The 16740-nt window shown below is 68.3% G+C and carries 13 protein-coding genes and 1 tRNA gene; 13 read left to right on the top strand and 1 reads right to left on the bottom strand.

From position 1 onward, the window contains the following. The 13 genes from ACTZWW_RS21235 to ACTZWW_RS21295 form a co-directional block, all read left to right on the top strand. On the top strand, window positions 1-119 hold a 119-nt coding region (locus ACTZWW_RS21235), incomplete at its 5' end, for an EF-Tu C-terminal domain-related protein (protein ID WP_458575411.1). A gap of 124 nt (window positions 120-243) precedes the next feature. Beyond that, window positions 244-320: transfer RNA gene (locus ACTZWW_RS21240), tRNA-Trp, on the top strand. Window positions 321-524: 204 nt separating this feature from the next. Then, window positions 525-857 (top strand): hypothetical protein, encoded by a 333-nt coding sequence (locus ACTZWW_RS21245; protein ID WP_444782964.1) that lies wholly within the window; start codon window positions 525-527, stop codon window positions 855-857. Continuing rightward, window positions 857-2875 carry a tetratricopeptide repeat protein gene (locus tag ACTZWW_RS21250; RefSeq protein WP_444782965.1) on the top strand — a complete coding sequence of 673 codons (2019 nt, stop codon included), beginning with the start codon at window positions 857-859 and terminating at the stop codon, window positions 2873-2875. The genes ACTZWW_RS21245 and ACTZWW_RS21250 overlap by 1 nt, the downstream gene beginning before the upstream one ends. A gap of 198 nt (window positions 2876-3073) precedes the next feature. After that, on the top strand, window positions 3074-3277 hold the full coding sequence (secE, locus tag ACTZWW_RS21255) for a preprotein translocase subunit SecE (RefSeq protein WP_444782966.1): 204 nt from the start codon (window positions 3074-3076) through the stop codon (window positions 3275-3277). A gap of 14 nt (window positions 3278-3291) precedes the next feature. After that, on the top strand, window positions 3292-3825 hold the full coding sequence (gene nusG / locus ACTZWW_RS21260) for a transcription termination/antitermination protein NusG (RefSeq protein WP_444782967.1): 534 nt from the start codon (window positions 3292-3294) through the stop codon (window positions 3823-3825). Between the two features lie 177 nt (window positions 3826-4002). Continuing rightward, complete coding sequence (rplK, locus tag ACTZWW_RS21265) at window positions 4003-4434, top strand: 50S ribosomal protein L11 (protein WP_444782968.1); 432 nt, start codon at window positions 4003-4005, stop codon at window positions 4432-4434. A gap of 10 nt (window positions 4435-4444) precedes the next feature. Next, window positions 4445-5140 carry a 50S ribosomal protein L1 gene (gene rplA / locus ACTZWW_RS21270; protein ID WP_444782969.1) on the top strand — a complete coding sequence of 232 codons (696 nt, stop codon included), beginning with the start codon at window positions 4445-4447 and terminating at the stop codon, window positions 5138-5140. A gap of 621 nt (window positions 5141-5761) precedes the next feature. Next, window positions 5762-6280: a 50S ribosomal protein L10 gene (gene rplJ, locus ACTZWW_RS21275; RefSeq protein WP_372426275.1), complete on the top strand. Its 519-nt coding sequence runs from the start codon at window positions 5762-5764 to the stop codon at window positions 6278-6280. A gap of 55 nt (window positions 6281-6335) precedes the next feature. Then, a complete protein-coding gene (rplL, locus tag ACTZWW_RS21280) occupies window positions 6336-6716 on the top strand; it encodes a 50S ribosomal protein L7/L12 (protein ID WP_444782970.1) in 381 nt (126 codons plus the stop codon). Between the two features lie 337 nt (window positions 6717-7053). Beyond that, a complete protein-coding gene (rpoB, locus tag ACTZWW_RS21285; RefSeq protein WP_444782971.1) occupies window positions 7054-11175 on the top strand; it encodes a DNA-directed RNA polymerase subunit beta in 4122 nt (1373 codons plus the stop codon). Window positions 11176-11285: 110 nt separating this feature from the next. Beyond that, a complete protein-coding gene (rpoC, locus tag ACTZWW_RS21290; protein WP_444782972.1) occupies window positions 11286-15467 on the top strand; it encodes a DNA-directed RNA polymerase subunit beta' in 4182 nt (1393 codons plus the stop codon). Between the two features lie 154 nt (window positions 15468-15621). After that, window positions 15622-16029: a DUF4332 domain-containing protein gene (locus tag ACTZWW_RS21295; protein WP_444782973.1), complete on the top strand. Its 408-nt coding sequence runs from the start codon at window positions 15622-15624 to the stop codon at window positions 16027-16029. Window positions 16030-16069: 40 nt separating this feature from the next. Here ACTZWW_RS21295 and ACTZWW_RS21300 read toward each other — a convergent pair. After that, on the bottom strand, window positions 16070-16740 hold a 671-nt coding region (locus ACTZWW_RS21300; RefSeq protein ID WP_444782974.1), incomplete at its 5' end, for a hypothetical protein.

A 16740-nucleotide genomic window follows, 5' to 3' on the forward strand; every position in this document is an offset into this window, starting at 1 on the left:
ACGTCGCGATGGAGGTCGAGCTGATCGTGCCGATCGCCATGGAGGAGAAGCTGCGCTTCGCCATCCGCGAAGGCGGCCGCACCGTCGGCGCCGGCGTCGTCGCGGCGGTCCTGGACTGACGTTTCCGTTCCCGCGCGAAAAAGCGCGGGACCGGCCTCGATGCCGATTGTCTTCCGGGAGGCGATGCGCTAGCAATCGCCTCCCGACGCCGGGTGCCCGGAAACAGGCTCCCGGAATCGCCGTAGGAGTGTAGCTCAACTGGTCAGAGCACCGGTCTCCAAAACCGGGGGTTGGGGGTTCGAGTCCCTCCACTCCTGCCACGGCGCAGACGGTTTCTTCCACGCGGCCTCCCCGGAGCGCCGCGTTTTTCTTTGCGCCGAGGGTGGCGGCGCAACGCCGGCGTCCCGAGCGCTGGCTCTCGAGCGATCGTCCCCGATAATCCAAATCAGATGCGGGTGACAGGTGGGACGGAACCAGACATAATCTCCGCGAGCGTCGTGACATGGTGCAACGCGGGAGCCGAGATGGGAGTCTGGACGTTCGTGAAAGACCTGGAGACGTGGCAGGCGGTCGGCTTGTTCCTCGGCATCCTGGCCTCGGGCGTCGTCGTCCTCGGGGGAGTCTGGAATGCCATCGAGCATTTCTGGGGTCGAAAACAGTCTTCCGCCGAACGTCCTGAGCGTGGCGTGCGTTCGCGCTCGGAGCGGTTCGGTTGGGCAATTGTCGCGCTCATTACAATTATCGGCAGCATTGTCCTACTCGCAGCAAATCTCGGTGGCAGGACCGTGTCCGCGACCGACGGCGGCCTCGCGATCGGTGGCGACGTTGTCAACTCCGATATCCGGACAAACCGATAATGCTCGCCCGCTGCCTCTTCGCCATCATTACTCTGGCAATCCTCGCGGGCGGTGCGGAGGCGCAATTCGGCGACCGCGCCACGGCAGAGGGCAGCGGCATCGCGATTACCGGTGACGTTCGGGACAGCACGATCATCAACGGCATGCCGCACGATCTAGTCGTGGCACTCGTCGCGGGCCTGAGTTCGCCCGACCCAGCGGTACGGGAGGAGGCACTCATTCTGCTGAGGGCGCAGGTGCCCGAGGGTGCGGCCGTACAGGCGGAAGCGCTGGCGGCCTATCTGCGCATCCTCGGCGAGGCCGGTGTTCCCCAGGACGAACTCGTCGCGCGACTGGAGCAGCAGGCGCGTCTCCACGTGGAAATGCTGGAGCGGCTCGGTGCCCTAGAGACGTCAGATCCGGAAACCGCGCGTCTCCTCGGTGCCGCCCGGGAGGCCGTCGCGAACGGTCGCCTGGACGAGGCAGAAGGACTCCTCGCACGTGTCGAGGAATCCGAACTCGCGGCCGCGCGCCCTGCGCGCATTCTTGCTGAGCAGGCGTTGGCAGCTGCTAATGCAAGACTGCGCACGGCGGCGGAAGCGCGTGCCGAGCGCGGCGCGATCGCGCGCCAGCGTTTCGACTATCTCCAGGCCGCAGAGCACTTCGCCGCCGCAGCCGAAATCGCGCCGAGCGTCGAGGATAAGTGGGCGCTCGAAACGCGACGCGCGACGGCACTCTACGATTATGGCGCGGAACAGGGAAGGACAGAGGCACTACTGCGATCGATCGACCTCTTGCGGACGGTCGTGCTGCCGCTGGCCCCGCGAACCGAGCGCCCACACGACTGGGCGGTGACGCACAACAATCTCGGAAATGCGCTCGCGACGTTGGGCTGGCGTCAGTCTGAGACGGGGCGCCTTGAGGAGGCCGTTGCCGCCTACCGCGCTACCTTGGAGGAGCACACTCGCGAACGCGTGCCGCTCGCCTGGGCGGCGACACAAAACAACCTCGGCAATGCGCTGCAGATTCTGGGCGGGCGTCAGTCGGGGACGCAACGCATCGAGGAGGCCGTTGCCGCCTACCGCGCCGCGTTGGAGGAAGGGATACGCGAGCGGGTACCACTCGACTGGGCGACGACGCAGAACAATCTCGGTGCTGCGCTCGCGACGCTGGGCCGGCGTCAGTCGGGGACGGCGCGCCTCGATGAGGCCGTTGCCGTCCTCTGCGCAGCCTTGGAGGAACGGACGCGCGACCGGGTGCCGCTCGCCTGGGCGGCGACGCAGAACAACCTTGGGAATGCGCTGCAAGCGCTGGGTGGGCGTCAGTCGGGGACGGCGCGCCTTGAGGATGCCGTTGCCGCCTACCGCCGGGCATTGGAGGAACGGACGCGCGAGCGGGTACCACTCGACTGGGCGGCGACGCAGAACAATCTGGGGAACGCGCTCCGAAGGTTGGGCGAGCGCGAGGCGCGGCCAGCTCGCCTTGAACAGGCCATCGCCGCCTTTCGCGGAGCGTCGGAGGAACGGACACGCGAACGGGTGCCGCTCGAGTGGGCAGCGACGCAGAGCGATCTTGGAAGTGCGCTGACGGCGCTGGGCGAGCGCGAGGCGGGGACGGCGCGTTTTGAGGATGCGATCGCCGCTTTTCGCGGCGCGTTGGAGGAACGGACGCGCGAGCGGGTCCCTCTCGATTGGGCGTTGACCCAGAACGACCTCGGAGTAGCGCTCCGGCTACTGGGAGAGCGCGAGGTTGGTACGGAGCGCCTGGGGGAGGCCGTCGCCGCCTTCCGCGCGGCGTTAGAGGAACGGACGCGCGACGGGGTGCCGCTCGACTGGGCGGAGTCGTTTGGTGGGCAAGGATCGGCGCTCCTGGTCATTGCCGAGCGCACCGAGGACGTCGCGATGGCAAAGCGCGCGGTGGAGCAAATTGCGGCTGCGCGCGACGTCCTTCGCGATGGCGGGCATGCGCCGCGGGCGGCGTACTTCGCGGAGCTTCTCGCGGCCGCGCAGGCCCTGCTGGAGCGGCTCGGCGGTGGATGAGGTGCGCGCACCGCGCTTCGCGATCCATCCTTGATTTCCCCTCCCCACATCTCTATTACACGGCTTCCGGCGCAGGCCGCTGCCGAATCCGGGCAGCGTGCCGGCCGCGGGTAGCCGACAGGTTTCTCCAGCCCTCTCGCCGACGACCGTGACGAACGGACGGCCGGCGGCAGGGCGATTTGGCGTGAAGCGATCGAGATGGCCAAGGGCAAGACCACACCGTTCGAGTTCCTCCAGCAGGTGCGTCAGGAAGGGTCCAAGGTGACCTGGCCGACGCGCAAGGAGACGATGGTGACGACCGGCATGGTCTTCGTCATGGTCCTGCTCGCGGCGCTCTTCTTCCTCATCGTCGACCAGATCCTGCGGTTCGGCGTCGGCGCCGTGCTCGGTCTCGGCGGCTGAGGGGAGGGGAGATCATGGCCAAGCGCTGGTACATCGTGCACGCCTACTCGAACTTCGAGAACAAGGTCGCGCAGTCGCTCAAGGACCAGGCCGAGCAGCGGGGGCTCGAGGAGCTCTTCGACGAGGTCCTGGTGCCGACCGAGAAGGTCGTCGAGGTGCGCCGCGGCCGCAAGGTCGACGCCGAGCGCAAGTTCTTCCCCGGCTACGTGCTGGTGAAGTGCGAGATGACCGACGAGGTCTACCACCTCATCAAGAACACGCCGAAGGTCACGGGCTTCCTGGGCGCCGACAAGGCCAAGCCCATGCCGATCCCCGACCACGAGGCCGAGCGGATCAAGGGGCAGGTGGCCGAGGGCGTCGAGCGCCCCAAGCCCACGGTCACCTTCGAGGTGGGCGAGACGGTGCGCGTCGCGGACGGGCCCTTCGCCTCCTTCAACGGCACCGTCGAAGAAGTCGACGAGGGCCGCTCGCGGGTCAAGGTCGCCGTGTCGATCTTCGGCCGCGCCACCCCGGTCGAGCTGGAATACGCCCAGGTCGAGAAGGTCTGACCCCTTCGGGGCACCCTTCGAGACCCGGTCGCATCGTGCCGGCGCGCATCGCGTGCCGGCGCGCAAGTCGCGCGGGAGGCCTGCCCGGACGCCATCCGGGAGTGAACGGCCGCACCGCGCCCTGCAACCCTCCGCTCCCGGCCGGCAGCCGGCGGCGGACGCTACGGACGCAGTCTCATGGCGAAGAAGATCACGGGCTACATCAAGCTCCAGGTCCCGGCGGGGGCGGCCAACCCCTCCCCGCCGATCGGTCCCGCGCTCGGCCAGCGCGGCCTCAACATCATGGAATTCTGCAAGGCCTTCAACGCGAAGACCGGGCAGATGGAGAAGGGCACCCCGATCCCGGTGATCATCACCGCGTATCAGGACCGCTCCTTCACCTTCGAGATGAAGCAGCCCCCGGTGTCGTACTTCCTCAAGAAGGCCTCGGGCGTGCCGAAGGGCGCGACCACGCCCGGCAAGGGTGGCACGGTGGGCAAGATCACCGCCGAGCAGATCCGCGAGATCGCCGAGAAGAAGATGGTCGATCTCAATTGCGATACGGTCGAGGCGGCCTCCGCCATGATCGCAGGCTCGGCCCGCTCGATGGGCCTCGAGGTCGTGGGCTGAGGAGGACGACATGGCCAAGGCTGGAAAGCGTATCCGCTCCGCCCGCGAGGGCATCGATCCCGTGAAGCTCTACGGGCTCGACGAGGCGATCGCGCTCCTCAAGGAGCGCTCCAAGGTGAAGTTCGACGAGACCGTCGAGATCGCCATGAACCTGGGCGTCGACCCGCGCCACGCGGACCAGATGGTCCGCGGCGTCTGCAACCTGCCCAACGGCTCGGGCCGCACGGTGCGCGTCGCGGTGTTCGCGCGCGGCGCCAAGCAGGACGAGGCGAAGGCGGCGGGTGCCGACATCGTTGGTGCGGAGGATCTCGTCGAGCAGATCCAGGGCGGCACGATCGACTTCGATCGCTGCATCGCCACGCCGGACATGATGCCGCTCGTCGGTCGTCTCGGCAAGGTGCTCGGCCCGCGCGGCCTGATGCCGAACCCGAAGGTCGGCACCGTCACCATGGACGTGAAGGGCGCTGTCGAGGCGGCCAAGGGCGGCGCGGTCGAGTTCCGCGTCGAGAAGGCGGGCATCGTGCACGGCGGCGTCGGCAAGCTCTCGTTCGAGGCGGGCAAGATCGCCGAGAACGTCAAGGCCTTCGCCGACGCGGTGATCAAGGCCAAGCCGGCGGGCGCCAAGGGCACCTACGTCCAGGGCGTCGCGATCACGTCGACCATGGGGCCGGGCCTCAAGATCGACGTCTCGACGGTCACGGGCTGATCCCGCACGGGCTGATCCCGCCGGATCGTCCGGTTCGCTGCGCGTCTCGCGCATCGCGGCGGCCGGGCCTCGCGCCCGGCCGTTCGCGTCGCGAGAGGGTGTTGCGAGGCGCCGTGCCGCGTGCGCGGCCGTTCTCGAAAAACCGGCTTGACTTTTCGTCGGGATACCCCCTTGGCATCCGCGGCGCGACGCGTTAAGGAGGCGGTCCGCGTTCACCGAAGACCGTTTCGGTTCCGCATCGTGCGGAGCCGGGGTCGCGCGTATTCCGCCCGGGAGACCGGGCGGTAAGACGGCCGATCGGCCGCGAGACGTCCCTCCGGGGACGTCGCAGCGTCCAGTCGGCCCGTCCTGTCCGAGACTGCAGGTGCCCGACGAGGGCTCGAAGCTCGGTTTCCCGAGCGCCGGCATAGACGGGGACGACCGGATTTTCCGCGACGCCGGCCCGGCAGGGTCGCCGCCGCGGCGAGAAGGTTCGAACCATCGATCCCTGAGGCGTCTCGCCGACGGGGGGCAGGGCTTAGCCAGAGCGCCGTTCGTCGGCCCCGGCGAGTCCGGGTACGATGAGCGGCTATTCGCAACCGGCCGGGCCCGCGAGGGTTCCGGTCAACCGGAGAGAGCCCAGTGGACAGAGCAGCCAAGCGCGAGCTCGCCGGGACGCTGAACGACGTGTTCAAGAGCACGTCCGTCGTCGTCGTGGCCCACTATTCGGGACTTTCGGTCGCCGACATGCAGAAGCTGCGCGCGCAGATGAAGCAGGCCGGCGCCACCGTGAAGGTCACGAAGAACCGCATCGCCAAGATCGCTCTCGAAGGCACGGAGGTCGCGTCGATCTCGGAGCTGCTGCAGGGTCCGACCCTGCTCGCGTACTCCGACGATCCCGTCGCGGCTCCGAAGGCGGCCGTCGACTTCGCCAAGACCAACGACAAGCTGGTCATCCTGGGCGGAGCGATGGGCGCCACGGCCCTGAACGCGGATGGTGTCAAGGCGCTCGCCACGATGCCGTCCCTCGACGAGCTGCGCGGTACGCTGATCGGCCTGATCCAGGCCCCGGCGACCAAGATCGCCCAGCTCACGACCGCGCCCGCAGCCAAGCTGGCGCGCGTCTTCGGGGCCTATGCCAAGTCCGAGGAAGCGGCTTGACGCCGTCCGAAACCGCAATTCGATCCGTTCGAACCCATCCCTGAGGAAGTAGACAATGGCTGATCTCGCCAAGCTCGTGGACGACCTGTCGTCGCTCACCGTTCTCGAGGCCGCCGAGCTCGCGAAGATGCTCGAGGAGAAGTGGGGCGTCTCCGCCGCTGCCGCCGTCGCGGTCGCCGGCCCCGCCGCCGGTGGTGGCGCCGCCGCCCCCGCCGAGGAGGAGAAGACCGAGTTCGACGTCGTCCTGGCCTCGGCCGGCGACAAGAAGATCGAGGTCATCAAGGAGGTCCGCGCGATCACGGGCCTCGGCCTGAAGGAGGCCAAGGACCTGGTCGAGGGCGCGCCCAAGACCGTCAAGGAGGCCGTCTCCAAGGACGAGGCCGACAAGCTCAAGGCGCAGCTCGAGAAGGCCGGCGCCAAGGTCGAGCTCAAGTGATCGGGTCCGGTCGCCACACGGCGACCGGCTTCTGATTGATCCCGACGGTCCCGGGGGAATCCCCGGGGCCGTCGTTTCCGTCCGGTGAGGAGGCGATTCGTACGCGCCTCGGCGGATGGTGCGGGACGGGGACGCGGCGCATATCGTCGCAGACATCCATCCCGGCGTTGCGGAAGGGACGGGCTCCTTTCCACATTCGTTCTTTCGTCCACGGTCCCTCGGGACCAGCGGACGGCTGACCCGGCGCCCCCTACGAAGGCGCCTTCGCGTCTCTCGCGCGCCCCCGACGGCGCGAGGCGGGGCTCCCGGTCAGCCGTGCATGAGGAGCAAGGTCGACATGGCCAACACGCTGCTAGGCCGCAAGCGCATTCGCAAGTCCTTCGGGCGGATCCAGGAAGTCTCGGACATGCCGAACCTCATCGAGGTTCAGAAGGCGTCCTACGACCAGTTCCTGATCGTCGACGAGCCGCAGGGCGGCCGGGCGGACGAGGGCCTGCAGGCGGTCTTCAAGTCCGTGTTCCCGATCTCCGACTTCTCGAGCACGGCCCTGCTCGAGTTCGTGAAGTACACGTTCGAGCCCCCGAAGTACGACGTCGACGAGTGCCGCCAGCGCGGCATGACCTTCGCCGCGCCGCTCAAGGTGACGCTGCGGCTGATCGTGTTCGACGTCGATCCCGACACGCAGGCGAAATCCGTCAAGGACATCAAGGAGCAGGACGTCTACATGGGCGACATGCCGCTCATGACGGACAACGGCACCTTCATCGTCAACGGCACCGAGCGCGTCATCGTCTCGCAGATGCACCGCTCGCCGGGCGTGTTCTTCGACCACGACAAGGGCAAGACGCACGCGAGCGGAAAGCTCCTCTTCGCCGCGCGCATCATCCCCTATCGTGGATCGTGGCTCGACATCGAGTTCGACGCCAAGGACATCGTCCACGCGCGCATCGACCGCAAGCGCAAGATCCCGGTCTCGTCGCTGCTGTTCGCGCTCGGGCTCGACAGCGAGGAGATCCTCGACACGTTCTACAACCGCGTGGTCTACACGCGCGACGCCGACGGCTGGCGCGCGCCGTTCGACCCGGAGCGGATGAAGGGCTTCAAGGGCACGGTCGACCTGATCGACGCCGACACCGGGGAGGTCGTGCTCGAGGCGGGCAAGCGCCTCACCGCGCGCGTCGCCCGTCAGCTGGCCGACAAGAACGTCACGGCGCTGCGCGCCACCGACGAGGATCTCGTCGGCCAGTACGTCGCCGAGGACCTCGTCGACACGACGAACGGCGCGATCTTCGCCGAGGCCGGCGAGGAGATCAGCGAGAAGCTGCTCAAGACGCTCGTCGACGGCGGCTTCACCGAGATCCCGGTGCTCGACATCGACCACGTCAACGTCGGCCCCTACATCCGCAACACGGTCGCGGTGGACAAGAACTCCGCCCGCGAGGAGGCGCTGTTCGACATCTACCGCGTGATGCGCCCCGGCGAGCCGCCGACGCTCGACACCGCGGAGGCGATGTTCCACTCGCTGTTCTTCGACGCCGAGCGCTACGACCTCTCGGCGGTCGGCCGCGTGAAGATGAACATGCGCCTCGACCTCGATGCGCCCGACACGCAGCGCACCCTGCGCCGCGAGGACATCCTCGCGGTGGTGAAGGCGCTCGTCGACCTGCGCGACGGCAAGGGCGAGGTGGACGACATCGACCACCTGGGCAACCGCCGCGTCCGCTCGGTGGGCGAGCTGATGGAGAATCAGTACCGCCTGGGCCTGCTGCGCATGGAGCGCTCGATCAAGGAGCGCATGTCGTCGGTCGACATCGACACGGTGATGCCGCAGGACCTGATCAACGCCAAGCCCGCGGCCGCGGCCGTGCGCGAGTTCTTCGGGTCCTCGCAGCTGTCGCAGTTCATGGACCAGACGAACCCGCTCTCCGAGGTCACGCACAAGCGCCGCCTCTCGGCGCTCGGCCCGGGCGGCCTGACGCGCGAGCGCGCCGGCTTCGAGGTGCGCGACGTGCACCCGACGCACTACGGCCGCATCTGCCCGATCGAGACGCCGGAAGGGCCGAACATCGGCCTGATCAACTCGCTCGCCACCTTCGCGCGGGTGAACAAGTACGGCTTCATCGAGACGCCGTTCCGCCGCGTGCACGAGGGCAAGGTTACCGGCGAGGTGATCTACCTCTCGGCCATGGAGGAGGCTAAGTACCACGTGGCGCAGGCGAACGCCGCGCTCGACGAGGCCGGCCAGCTCACCGAGGACCTCGTGATCTGCCGCAAGGCGGGCGAGGTGATCGTGGTGCCGCCGGACCGCGTCGACCTGATGGACGTCTCGCCGCGCCAGCTGGTCTCGGTCGCCGCCGCGCTGATCCCGTTCCTCGAGAACGACGACGCCAACCGCGCTCTGATGGGCTCGAACATGCAGCGCCAGGCGGTGCCGCTGGTTCGCGCCGACGCGCCCTTCGTGGGCACGGGCATGGAGGCGGTCGTCGCGCGTGATTCCGGCGCCGCCATCGGCGCGCGGCGTGCGGGCGTGGTCGACCAGGTGGACGCGACGCGTATCGTCATCCGCGCCACCGAGGAGACCGATCCCGGCAAGCCGGGCGTCGACATCTACCGCCTGATGAAGTTCCAGCGCTCGAACCAGAACACCTGCATCACGCAGAAGCCTCTGGTGCGCGTGGGCGACGTGGTGGCCAAGGGCGACATCATCGCCGACGGTCCCTCCACCGAGCTCGGCGAGCTGGCGCTCGGCCGCAACGTCCTCGTCGCGTTCATGCCGTGGAACGGCTACAACTTCGAGGACTCGATCCTCCTCTCCGAGCGGATCGTGAAGGACGACGTCTTCACCTCGATCCACATCGAGGAGTTCGAGGTGATGGCCCGCGACACCAAGCTCGGGCCCGAGGAGATCACCCGCGACATCCCGAACGTCTCGGAGGAGGCCCTCAAGAACCTCGACGAGGCCGGCATCGTCTACATCGGCGCCGAGGTGAACGCGGGCGACATCCTGGTCGGCAAGATCACGCCGAAGGGCGAGAGCCCGATGACGCCCGAGGAGAAGCTGCTTCGCGCCATCTTCGGCGAGAAGGCCTCGGACGTGCGCGACACCTCGCTTCGGGTGCCGCCGGGCGTCACCGGCACGATCGTCGAGGTGCGCGTGTTCAACCGCCACGGCGTCGACAAGGACGAGCGCGCCCAGGCGATCGAGCGCGAGGAGATCGAGCGTCTCGCCAAGGACCGTGACGACGAGCAGGCGATCCTCGATCGCAACACCTACGCCCGCGTGGGCGAGCTGCTCGCCGGCCAGACGGCGATCGCCGGCCCGAAGGGCTTCCGCAAGGACACGACGCTGACCCGCGCGATGCTCGACGAGTATCCGCGCTCGCAGTGGTGGGCCTTCGCGGTCGCGGACGACGCCCGCATGGCCGAGCTCGAGGCGATCCAGAAGCAGTACGACGAGTCGAAGAAGCGCCTCGAGCAGCGCTTCCTCGACAAGGTCGAGAAGCTGCAGCGCGGTGACGAGCTGCCTCCGGGCGTCATGAAGATGGTCAAGGTCTTCGTGGCGGTGAAGCGCAAGATCCAGCCGGGCGACAAGATGGCCGGCCGTCACGGCAACAAGGGCGTCGTGTCGAAGATCGTCCCGGTCGAGGACATGCCGTTCCTGGAGGACGGGACCTCGGTCGACATCGTGCTGAACCCGCTCGGCGTGCCCTCGCGCATGAACGTCGGCCAGATCCTCGAGACGCATCTGGGCTGGGCGGCGGCGGGCCTCGGCAAGCAGGTCGCGGCGGCGGTCGACGCCTATCGCAAGGCGCACGACGGGGCGCAGCTGCGCGGCACGATGGAGCGCATCTACGGGTCGAACCATCCGCTCGACGCCTACGACGACGACACGCTCGCCGAGATGGGCGAGACGCTGCGCCGCGGCGTGCCGATGGCCACGCCGGTGTTCGACGGGGCCAAGGAGCGCGACATCGAGGAGATGCTCGAGATGGCCGGGCTCAACCGCTCGGGCCAGGTCACGCTCTACGACGGGCGCACGGGCGAGTCGTTCGATCGCCCGGTGACGGTGGGCTACATCTACATGCTCAAGCTCCACCACCTCGTGGACGACAAGATCCACGCGCGCTCGATCGGTCCCTACTCGCTCGTCACCCAGCAGCCGCTGGGCGGCAAGGCGCAGTTCGGCGGCCAGCGCTTCGGCGAGATGGAGGTGTGGGCGCTCGAGGCCTACGGCGCGGCGTACACGCTCCAGGAGATGCTCACGGTCAAGTCGGACGACGTGGCCGGCCGCACCAAGGTCTACGAGGCCATCGTGCGCGGCGACGACACGTTCGAGTCCGGCATTCCAGAGAGCTTCAACGTGCTCGTGAAGGAGATGCGCTCGCTGGGCCTGAACGTGGAGCTTACCTCCTCCAAGGCCAACGCGAACGAGCTGCCGCCCTCGGAGGCGGCGGAATGACCCGGTGATCGAGATCGGTCGATAGAGACCAGCCGCGGGGACCCGACCCCGCGGCGCCTGCATTTTCGCGGCGAGCGTGACGGCGCACCTCGCCCTGCCAGGAGACGGCGATGAATCAAGAGGTCATGAACCTTTTCAACACTGCGGCCCAGCCGCAGTCGTTCGACCAGATCAAGATTTCGATCGCGAGCCCGGAAAAGATCCTCTCTTGGTCCTACGGCGAGATCAAGAAGCCCGAGACGATCAACTACCGTACGTTCAAGCCGGAGCGTGACGGCCTGTTCTGCGCGCGCATCTTCGGACCGATCAAGGACTACGAGTGCTTGTGCGGCAAGTACAAGCGCATGAAGTACAAGGGCGTCATCTGCGAGAAGTGCGGCGTCGAGGTCACCCTCGCGCGCGTGCGGCGCGACCGCATGGGCCACATCGAGCTCGCCGCGCCCGTCGCCCACATCTGGTTCCTGAAGTCGCTGCCCTCGCGCATCGGCCTCCTGCTCGACATGACGCTCAAGGATCTCGAGCGGATCCTCTACTTCGAGTCCTACGTCGTCATCGAGCCGGGCCTCACGCCCCTGAAGGAGCGCCAGCTCCTGTCGGAGGAGGAGTACGTCCGCGCGCAGGACGAGTACGGCCAGGATTCGTTCACCGCGCTGATCGGCGCCGAGGCGATCCGCAAGATCCTGATGGACCTCGACCTCGAGAAGATCGCGGTGGATCTCCGTCACGAGATCGCCACCACGACCTCCGAGCTCAAGCCCAAGAAGCTGCTCAAGCGCCTGAAGATCATCGAGGCGTTCCTGATGTCGGGCAACCGGCCGGAATGGATGATCATGACGGTCGTGCCGGTGATCCCGCCGGACCTGCGCCCGCTCGTCCCGCTGGACGGCGGCCGCTTCGCGACGTCGGACCTCAACGACCTCTACCGCCGCGTCATCAACCGCAACAACCGCTTGAAGCGGCTGATCGAGCTGCGCGCGCCCGACATCATCATCCGCAACGAGAAGCGGATGCTGCAGGAGGCGGTCGACGCGCTGTTCGACAACGGCCGGCGCGGGCGCGTCATCACGGGCGCCAACAAGCGCCCGCTGAAGTCGCTCGCCGACATGCTCAAGGGCAAGCAGGGCCGCTTCCGCCAGAACCTGCTCGGCAAGCGCGTCGACTACTCGGGTCGCTCGGTGATCGTCGTGGGTCCCGAGCTCAAGCTGCACCAGTGCGGCCTGCCCAAGAAGATGGCGCTCGAGCTGTTCAAGCCCTTCATCTACTCGCGTCTCGACGCGAAGGGCTACTCGGCCACCGTGAAGCAGGCGAAGAAGCTCGTCGAGAAGGAGCGTCCCGAGGTGTGGGACATCCTCGACGAGGTGATCCGCGAGCATCCGGTGCTGCTCAACCGCGCCCCGACGCTGCACCGCCTCGGCATCCAGGCCTTCGAGCCCGTGCTGATCGAGGGCAAGGCGATCCAGCTGCACCCGCTCGTCTGCGCGGCGTTCAACGCCGACTTCGACGGCGACCAGATGGCCGTGCACGTGCCCCTCTCGCTGGAGGCCCAGCTCGAGGCGCGCGTGCTGATGATGTCGACGAACAACATCCTGCACCCCGCCTCCGGCGCGCCGATCATCGTGCCCTCGCAGGACATCGTGCTCGGCCTCTACTACCTCTCGATCCTGGCGGACAAGCAGCCGGGCGAGGGGTCGCTGTTCGCGGACCTTGGGGAGATCGACCACGCGCTCTTCCAGAAGACGATCAATCTCCACACCAAGGTCAAGTACCGCGCCACGAACTACGACGAGCAGGGCCAGCCCTACACGCAGGTGTATGACACCACCGCGGGTCGGGCCATCCTGGGCACGCTGCTGCCCAAGTCCCCGCGCGTCACCTTCGACGTCGTGAACAAGCTCATGACGAAGAAGGAAATCTCCAACATGATCGACACGGTCTACCGCAATTGCGGGCAGAAGGAGACGGTGATCTTCTGCGACCGGATCATGGCGATGGGCTTCTACCACGCGTTCAAGGCGGGCATCTCGTTCGGCAAGGACGACATGGTCATCCCCGAGAACAAGTGGGACATCGTCGAGGAGACGCGCACGCTCGTGAAGGATTACGAGCAGCAGTACCAGGACGGCCTGATCACCCAGGGCGAGAAGTACAACAAGGTCGTCGACGCCTGGGCCAAGTGCTCGGATCGTCTGGCGGGCGAGATGATGCAGCGCATCTCCGCGGTCCGGAAGGATCAGGACGGGCGCGACCTGCAGGTCAACTCGATCTACATGATGTCGCACTCGGGCGCCCGCGGCTCGCCGGCGCAGATGAAGCAGCTCGCCGCCATGCGCGGCCTGATGGCCAAGCCGTCGGGCGAGATCATCGAGACGCCGATCATCTCCAACTTCAAGGAGGGTCTCGACGTCCTCGAGTACTTCAACTCGACCCACGGCGCCCGCAAGGGTCTCGCGGACACGGCGCTCAAGACGGCGAACTCGGGCTACCTCACCCGCCGTCTGGTCGACGTGGCGCAGGACGCGGTGATCCGCGAGGTCGATTGCGGCACCTCGAAGGGCATCGGCATGCGCGCCATCGTCGACGCGGGCCAGGTCGTGGCCACGCTCGGCTCGCGCATCCTCGGCCGCACCGCGGCGGAGGACGTGACCGACGTCGAGGGCAAGGTGATCGTGCCCGCCGGCACGATGATCGAGGAATGGCACATCGCGGCCATCAACGACGCCGGCGTGCAGGAGGTGAAGATCCGCTCGGTCCTGGTCTGCGAGACCAGGAACGGCGTCTGCGCCACCTGCTACGGGCGCGATCTCGCCCGCGGCACGCCCGTCAACCAGGGCGAGGCGGTCGGCGTCATCGCGGCGCAGTCGATCGGCGAGCCGGGCACCCAGCTCACGATGCGCACCTTCCACATCGGCGGCGCGGCGCAGATCGCCGACACGTCCTTCGTGGAGAGCGCCTTCGAGGGCAAGGTGACGATCCGCAACCGCTACGTGGCGCGCAACTCGGACGGCGATCTCGTCACGATGGGCCGCAACGTCGCCGTGGTGATCGTCGGGCCGGACGGGACCGAGCGCTCGGTGCATCGCATCCAGTACGGCGCGCGCCTGCGCGTCGACGAGGGCGATGCCATCAAGCGCGGCCAGCGCATCGCGGAGTGGGACCCCTATTCCCGCCCGATCCTGGCCGAGGTCGACGGCATCGTCGCCTACGAGGACCTGGTCGACGGCGGCTCGATCGTCGAGACGATGGACGAGGCGACCGGCATCGCCAAGCGTGTCGTCATCGACTGGCGCGGGGCGGCCCGTACGGCCGACCTCAAGCCGGCGATCACCATCCTCGGCGAGGACGGCAAGGTGCTCAAGCTGCCGCGCGGCGGCGAGGCCCGCTCGCTGCTCCCGGTCGAGGCGATCATCGCCGCCGATCCGGGCTCGAGGATCAAGGCCGGCGACGTGCTCGCGCGCGTCTCCACCGAGAGCGCCAAGACGCGCGACATCACGGGCGGCCTGCCGCGCGTGGCGGAGCTGTTCGAGGCGCGTCGTCCGAAGGATGCGGCGATCATCGCGGAGAAGTCGGGCACGATCCAGTTCGGGCGCGACTACAAGAACAAGCGCCGCCTGACGCTCACCCCGCACGACGGCTCGGACGCGGTCGAGTACCTGATCCCGAAGGGCAAGCACATCCACCTGCAGGACGGCGACGTCGTGGAGGTCGGCGACTTCATCGTCGACGGCAACCCGGCGCCGCACGACATCCTGGCGATCAAGGGCGTCGAGGAGCTCGCCGCCTATCTCGTCAACGAGATCCAGGAGGTCTACCGCCTGCAGGGCGTCTCGATCAACGACAAGCACATCGAGGTGATCGTTCGCCAGATGCTGCAGAAGATCGAGATCACGGACGCTGGCGATTCGGAGCTGATCGCCGGCGAGCAGGTCGACCGGATGGAGTTCGCGGAGATCAACGAGAAGCTCGTCTCCGAGCGGCGCAAGCCGGCGGTGGGCATGCCCGTCCTCCTCGGCATCACCAAGGCGAGCCTGCAGACGCGCTCCTTCATCTCGGCGGCGTCCTTCCAGGAGACCACCCGCGTCCTCACCGAGGCGGCGGTCAACGGCAAGACGGACGAGCTCGAGGGCCTCAAGGAGAACGTCATCGTCGGCTCGCTCATCCCGGCCGGCACGGGCGCGCTGGCGGCGCAGATCCGCGCCATCGCGACCCATCGCGACGACCTCATCCTCCAGCAGAAGGCGGAGGCGACCGGGGCCATGAGCGGCAGCATGAGCGAGCTGTCCGCGGGCGAGTGAGCCCGCGGACGACCGCCGCCGCGCACGCCGCAACGACTTCGGAAGCCGCCCCTCGGGGCGGCTTCTTCTTTAGGCGGACACGCGACCCTCTCGACGGACGACGCGACCTGTGGTCTCCTGAATCCTATCCTATGTGAGGATGGGGGAGGACGACATGGCGGACGGGATCGAGGAGGTCGAGGGCATCGGGCCGGCCTATGCGGAGAAGCTGCGCGCGATCGGCATCAGGACGACGGCGGCGTATCTCGAGCGTGCGAAGGACCGCAAGGGCCGCGCCGCGCTCGCCGAGGAGACCGGCATCAGCGACAAGCTGATCCTCAAGTGGGCGAACCATTGCGACCTCTTCCGGATCAAGGGCGTCGCCGGGCAGATGTCGGAGCTGCTCGAGGCCGCCGGCGTCGACACCGTGAAGGAGCTCGCGCGGCGCAACGCGGAGAACCTCGCCGCGGCCATGGCCGAGAAGAACGAGGAGAAGAAGCTCGTGCGCTCGGTGCCGAGCGCGAAGGAGGTCGCCGGGTGGATCGCGCAGGCGAAGGAGCTGCCGCCGACGATGACCTACTGAGCCGCGCTCGCGCGCACGACACCGCTACGGGCGCGCGGATTCAGAACTTCCCGCCGGTCCGGAAGCCGCCGCCGGACCGGCGCCCGCCACCGAAGGACCCGCCGGTGCGGAACCCGCCCGAGCGCCGTCCGCCGGACGATCCGCCGAAGATGCCCCCGGACGAGCGGCTCGGGCCGCCCGTGCCCCAGGTCGTCTCGACGGTGCGGCGCCGCGGCGGTGCGCGGTAGCCGGAGCGCAGCGCCTCCTCGAGAAGCCGCGCGCCCGCGCCGCGCAGCAGGCCCTCCAGCGCGGCGCCGATCATCGCGCCGTTCTCGAAGCGCCCCGCGCGCTCGTCGTAGCCGGCCGTCTCGTAGCTCGCGAGCGCGCGCTGCGCCTCCGCGGCGAGGGAGCGCGCGCGCGCATGGGCCTCCCGCGCCTCCCGCACCCGCGCCTCCGCCTCGACCACCGCGCGGCGGGCGTCGGCGATGTCGGCGACGAGCCGGTCGTCGGCGGGGGAGGGGGTGCGCGCCGCTTCCGCCTCGAGCCGGCGCACGTCGTCGCGGGCGATCGCCTCGGAGAGGATCGCCAGCGCGCGGGCGAGCTCCGGGTCGTTGTCGCCGGAGGCCTCGCCAGGGGCGGCGGCGAGGCGCTCGCCGATCTCGACGAGCGCGCGCTCGGCCGCCTCCAGCGCCTCGCGCGCCGCGTCCTCCGCCGCCTCGAGCGGCCCGATCC

This window comes from Salinarimonas sp. NSM (assembly GCF_052380005.1).
Classification (GTDB): Bacteria; Pseudomonadota; Alphaproteobacteria; order Rhizobiales; family Beijerinckiaceae; genus Salinarimonas.

Bases quoted from the DNA above. Each gene is read 5' to 3' on its own strand.
- ACTZWW_RS21245 (WP_444782964.1), top strand. From the start codon at position 525: ATGGGAGTCTGGACGTTCGTGAAAGACCTGGAGACGTGGCAGGCGGTC.
- ACTZWW_RS21250 (WP_444782965.1), top strand. From the start codon at position 857: ATGCTCGCCCGCTGCCTCTTCGCCATCATTACTCTGGCAATCCTCGCG.
- secE (WP_444782966.1), top strand. From the start codon at position 3,074: ATGGCCAAGGGCAAGACCACACCGTTCGAGTTCCTCCAGCAGGTGCGT.
- nusG (WP_444782967.1), top strand. From the start codon at position 3,292: ATGGCCAAGCGCTGGTACATCGTGCACGCCTACTCGAACTTCGAGAAC.
- rplK (WP_444782968.1), top strand. From the start codon at position 4,003: ATGGCGAAGAAGATCACGGGCTACATCAAGCTCCAGGTCCCGGCGGGG.
- rplA (WP_444782969.1), top strand. From the start codon at position 4,445: ATGGCCAAGGCTGGAAAGCGTATCCGCTCCGCCCGCGAGGGCATCGAT.
- rplL (WP_444782970.1), top strand. From the start codon at position 6,336: ATGGCTGATCTCGCCAAGCTCGTGGACGACCTGTCGTCGCTCACCGTT.
- rpoB (WP_444782971.1), top strand. From the start codon at position 7,054: ATGGCCAACACGCTGCTAGGCCGCAAGCGCATTCGCAAGTCCTTCGGG.
- rpoC (WP_444782972.1), top strand. From the start codon at position 11,286: ATGAATCAAGAGGTCATGAACCTTTTCAACACTGCGGCCCAGCCGCAG.
- ACTZWW_RS21295 (WP_444782973.1), top strand. From the start codon at position 15,622: ATGGCGGACGGGATCGAGGAGGTCGAGGGCATCGGGCCGGCCTATGCG.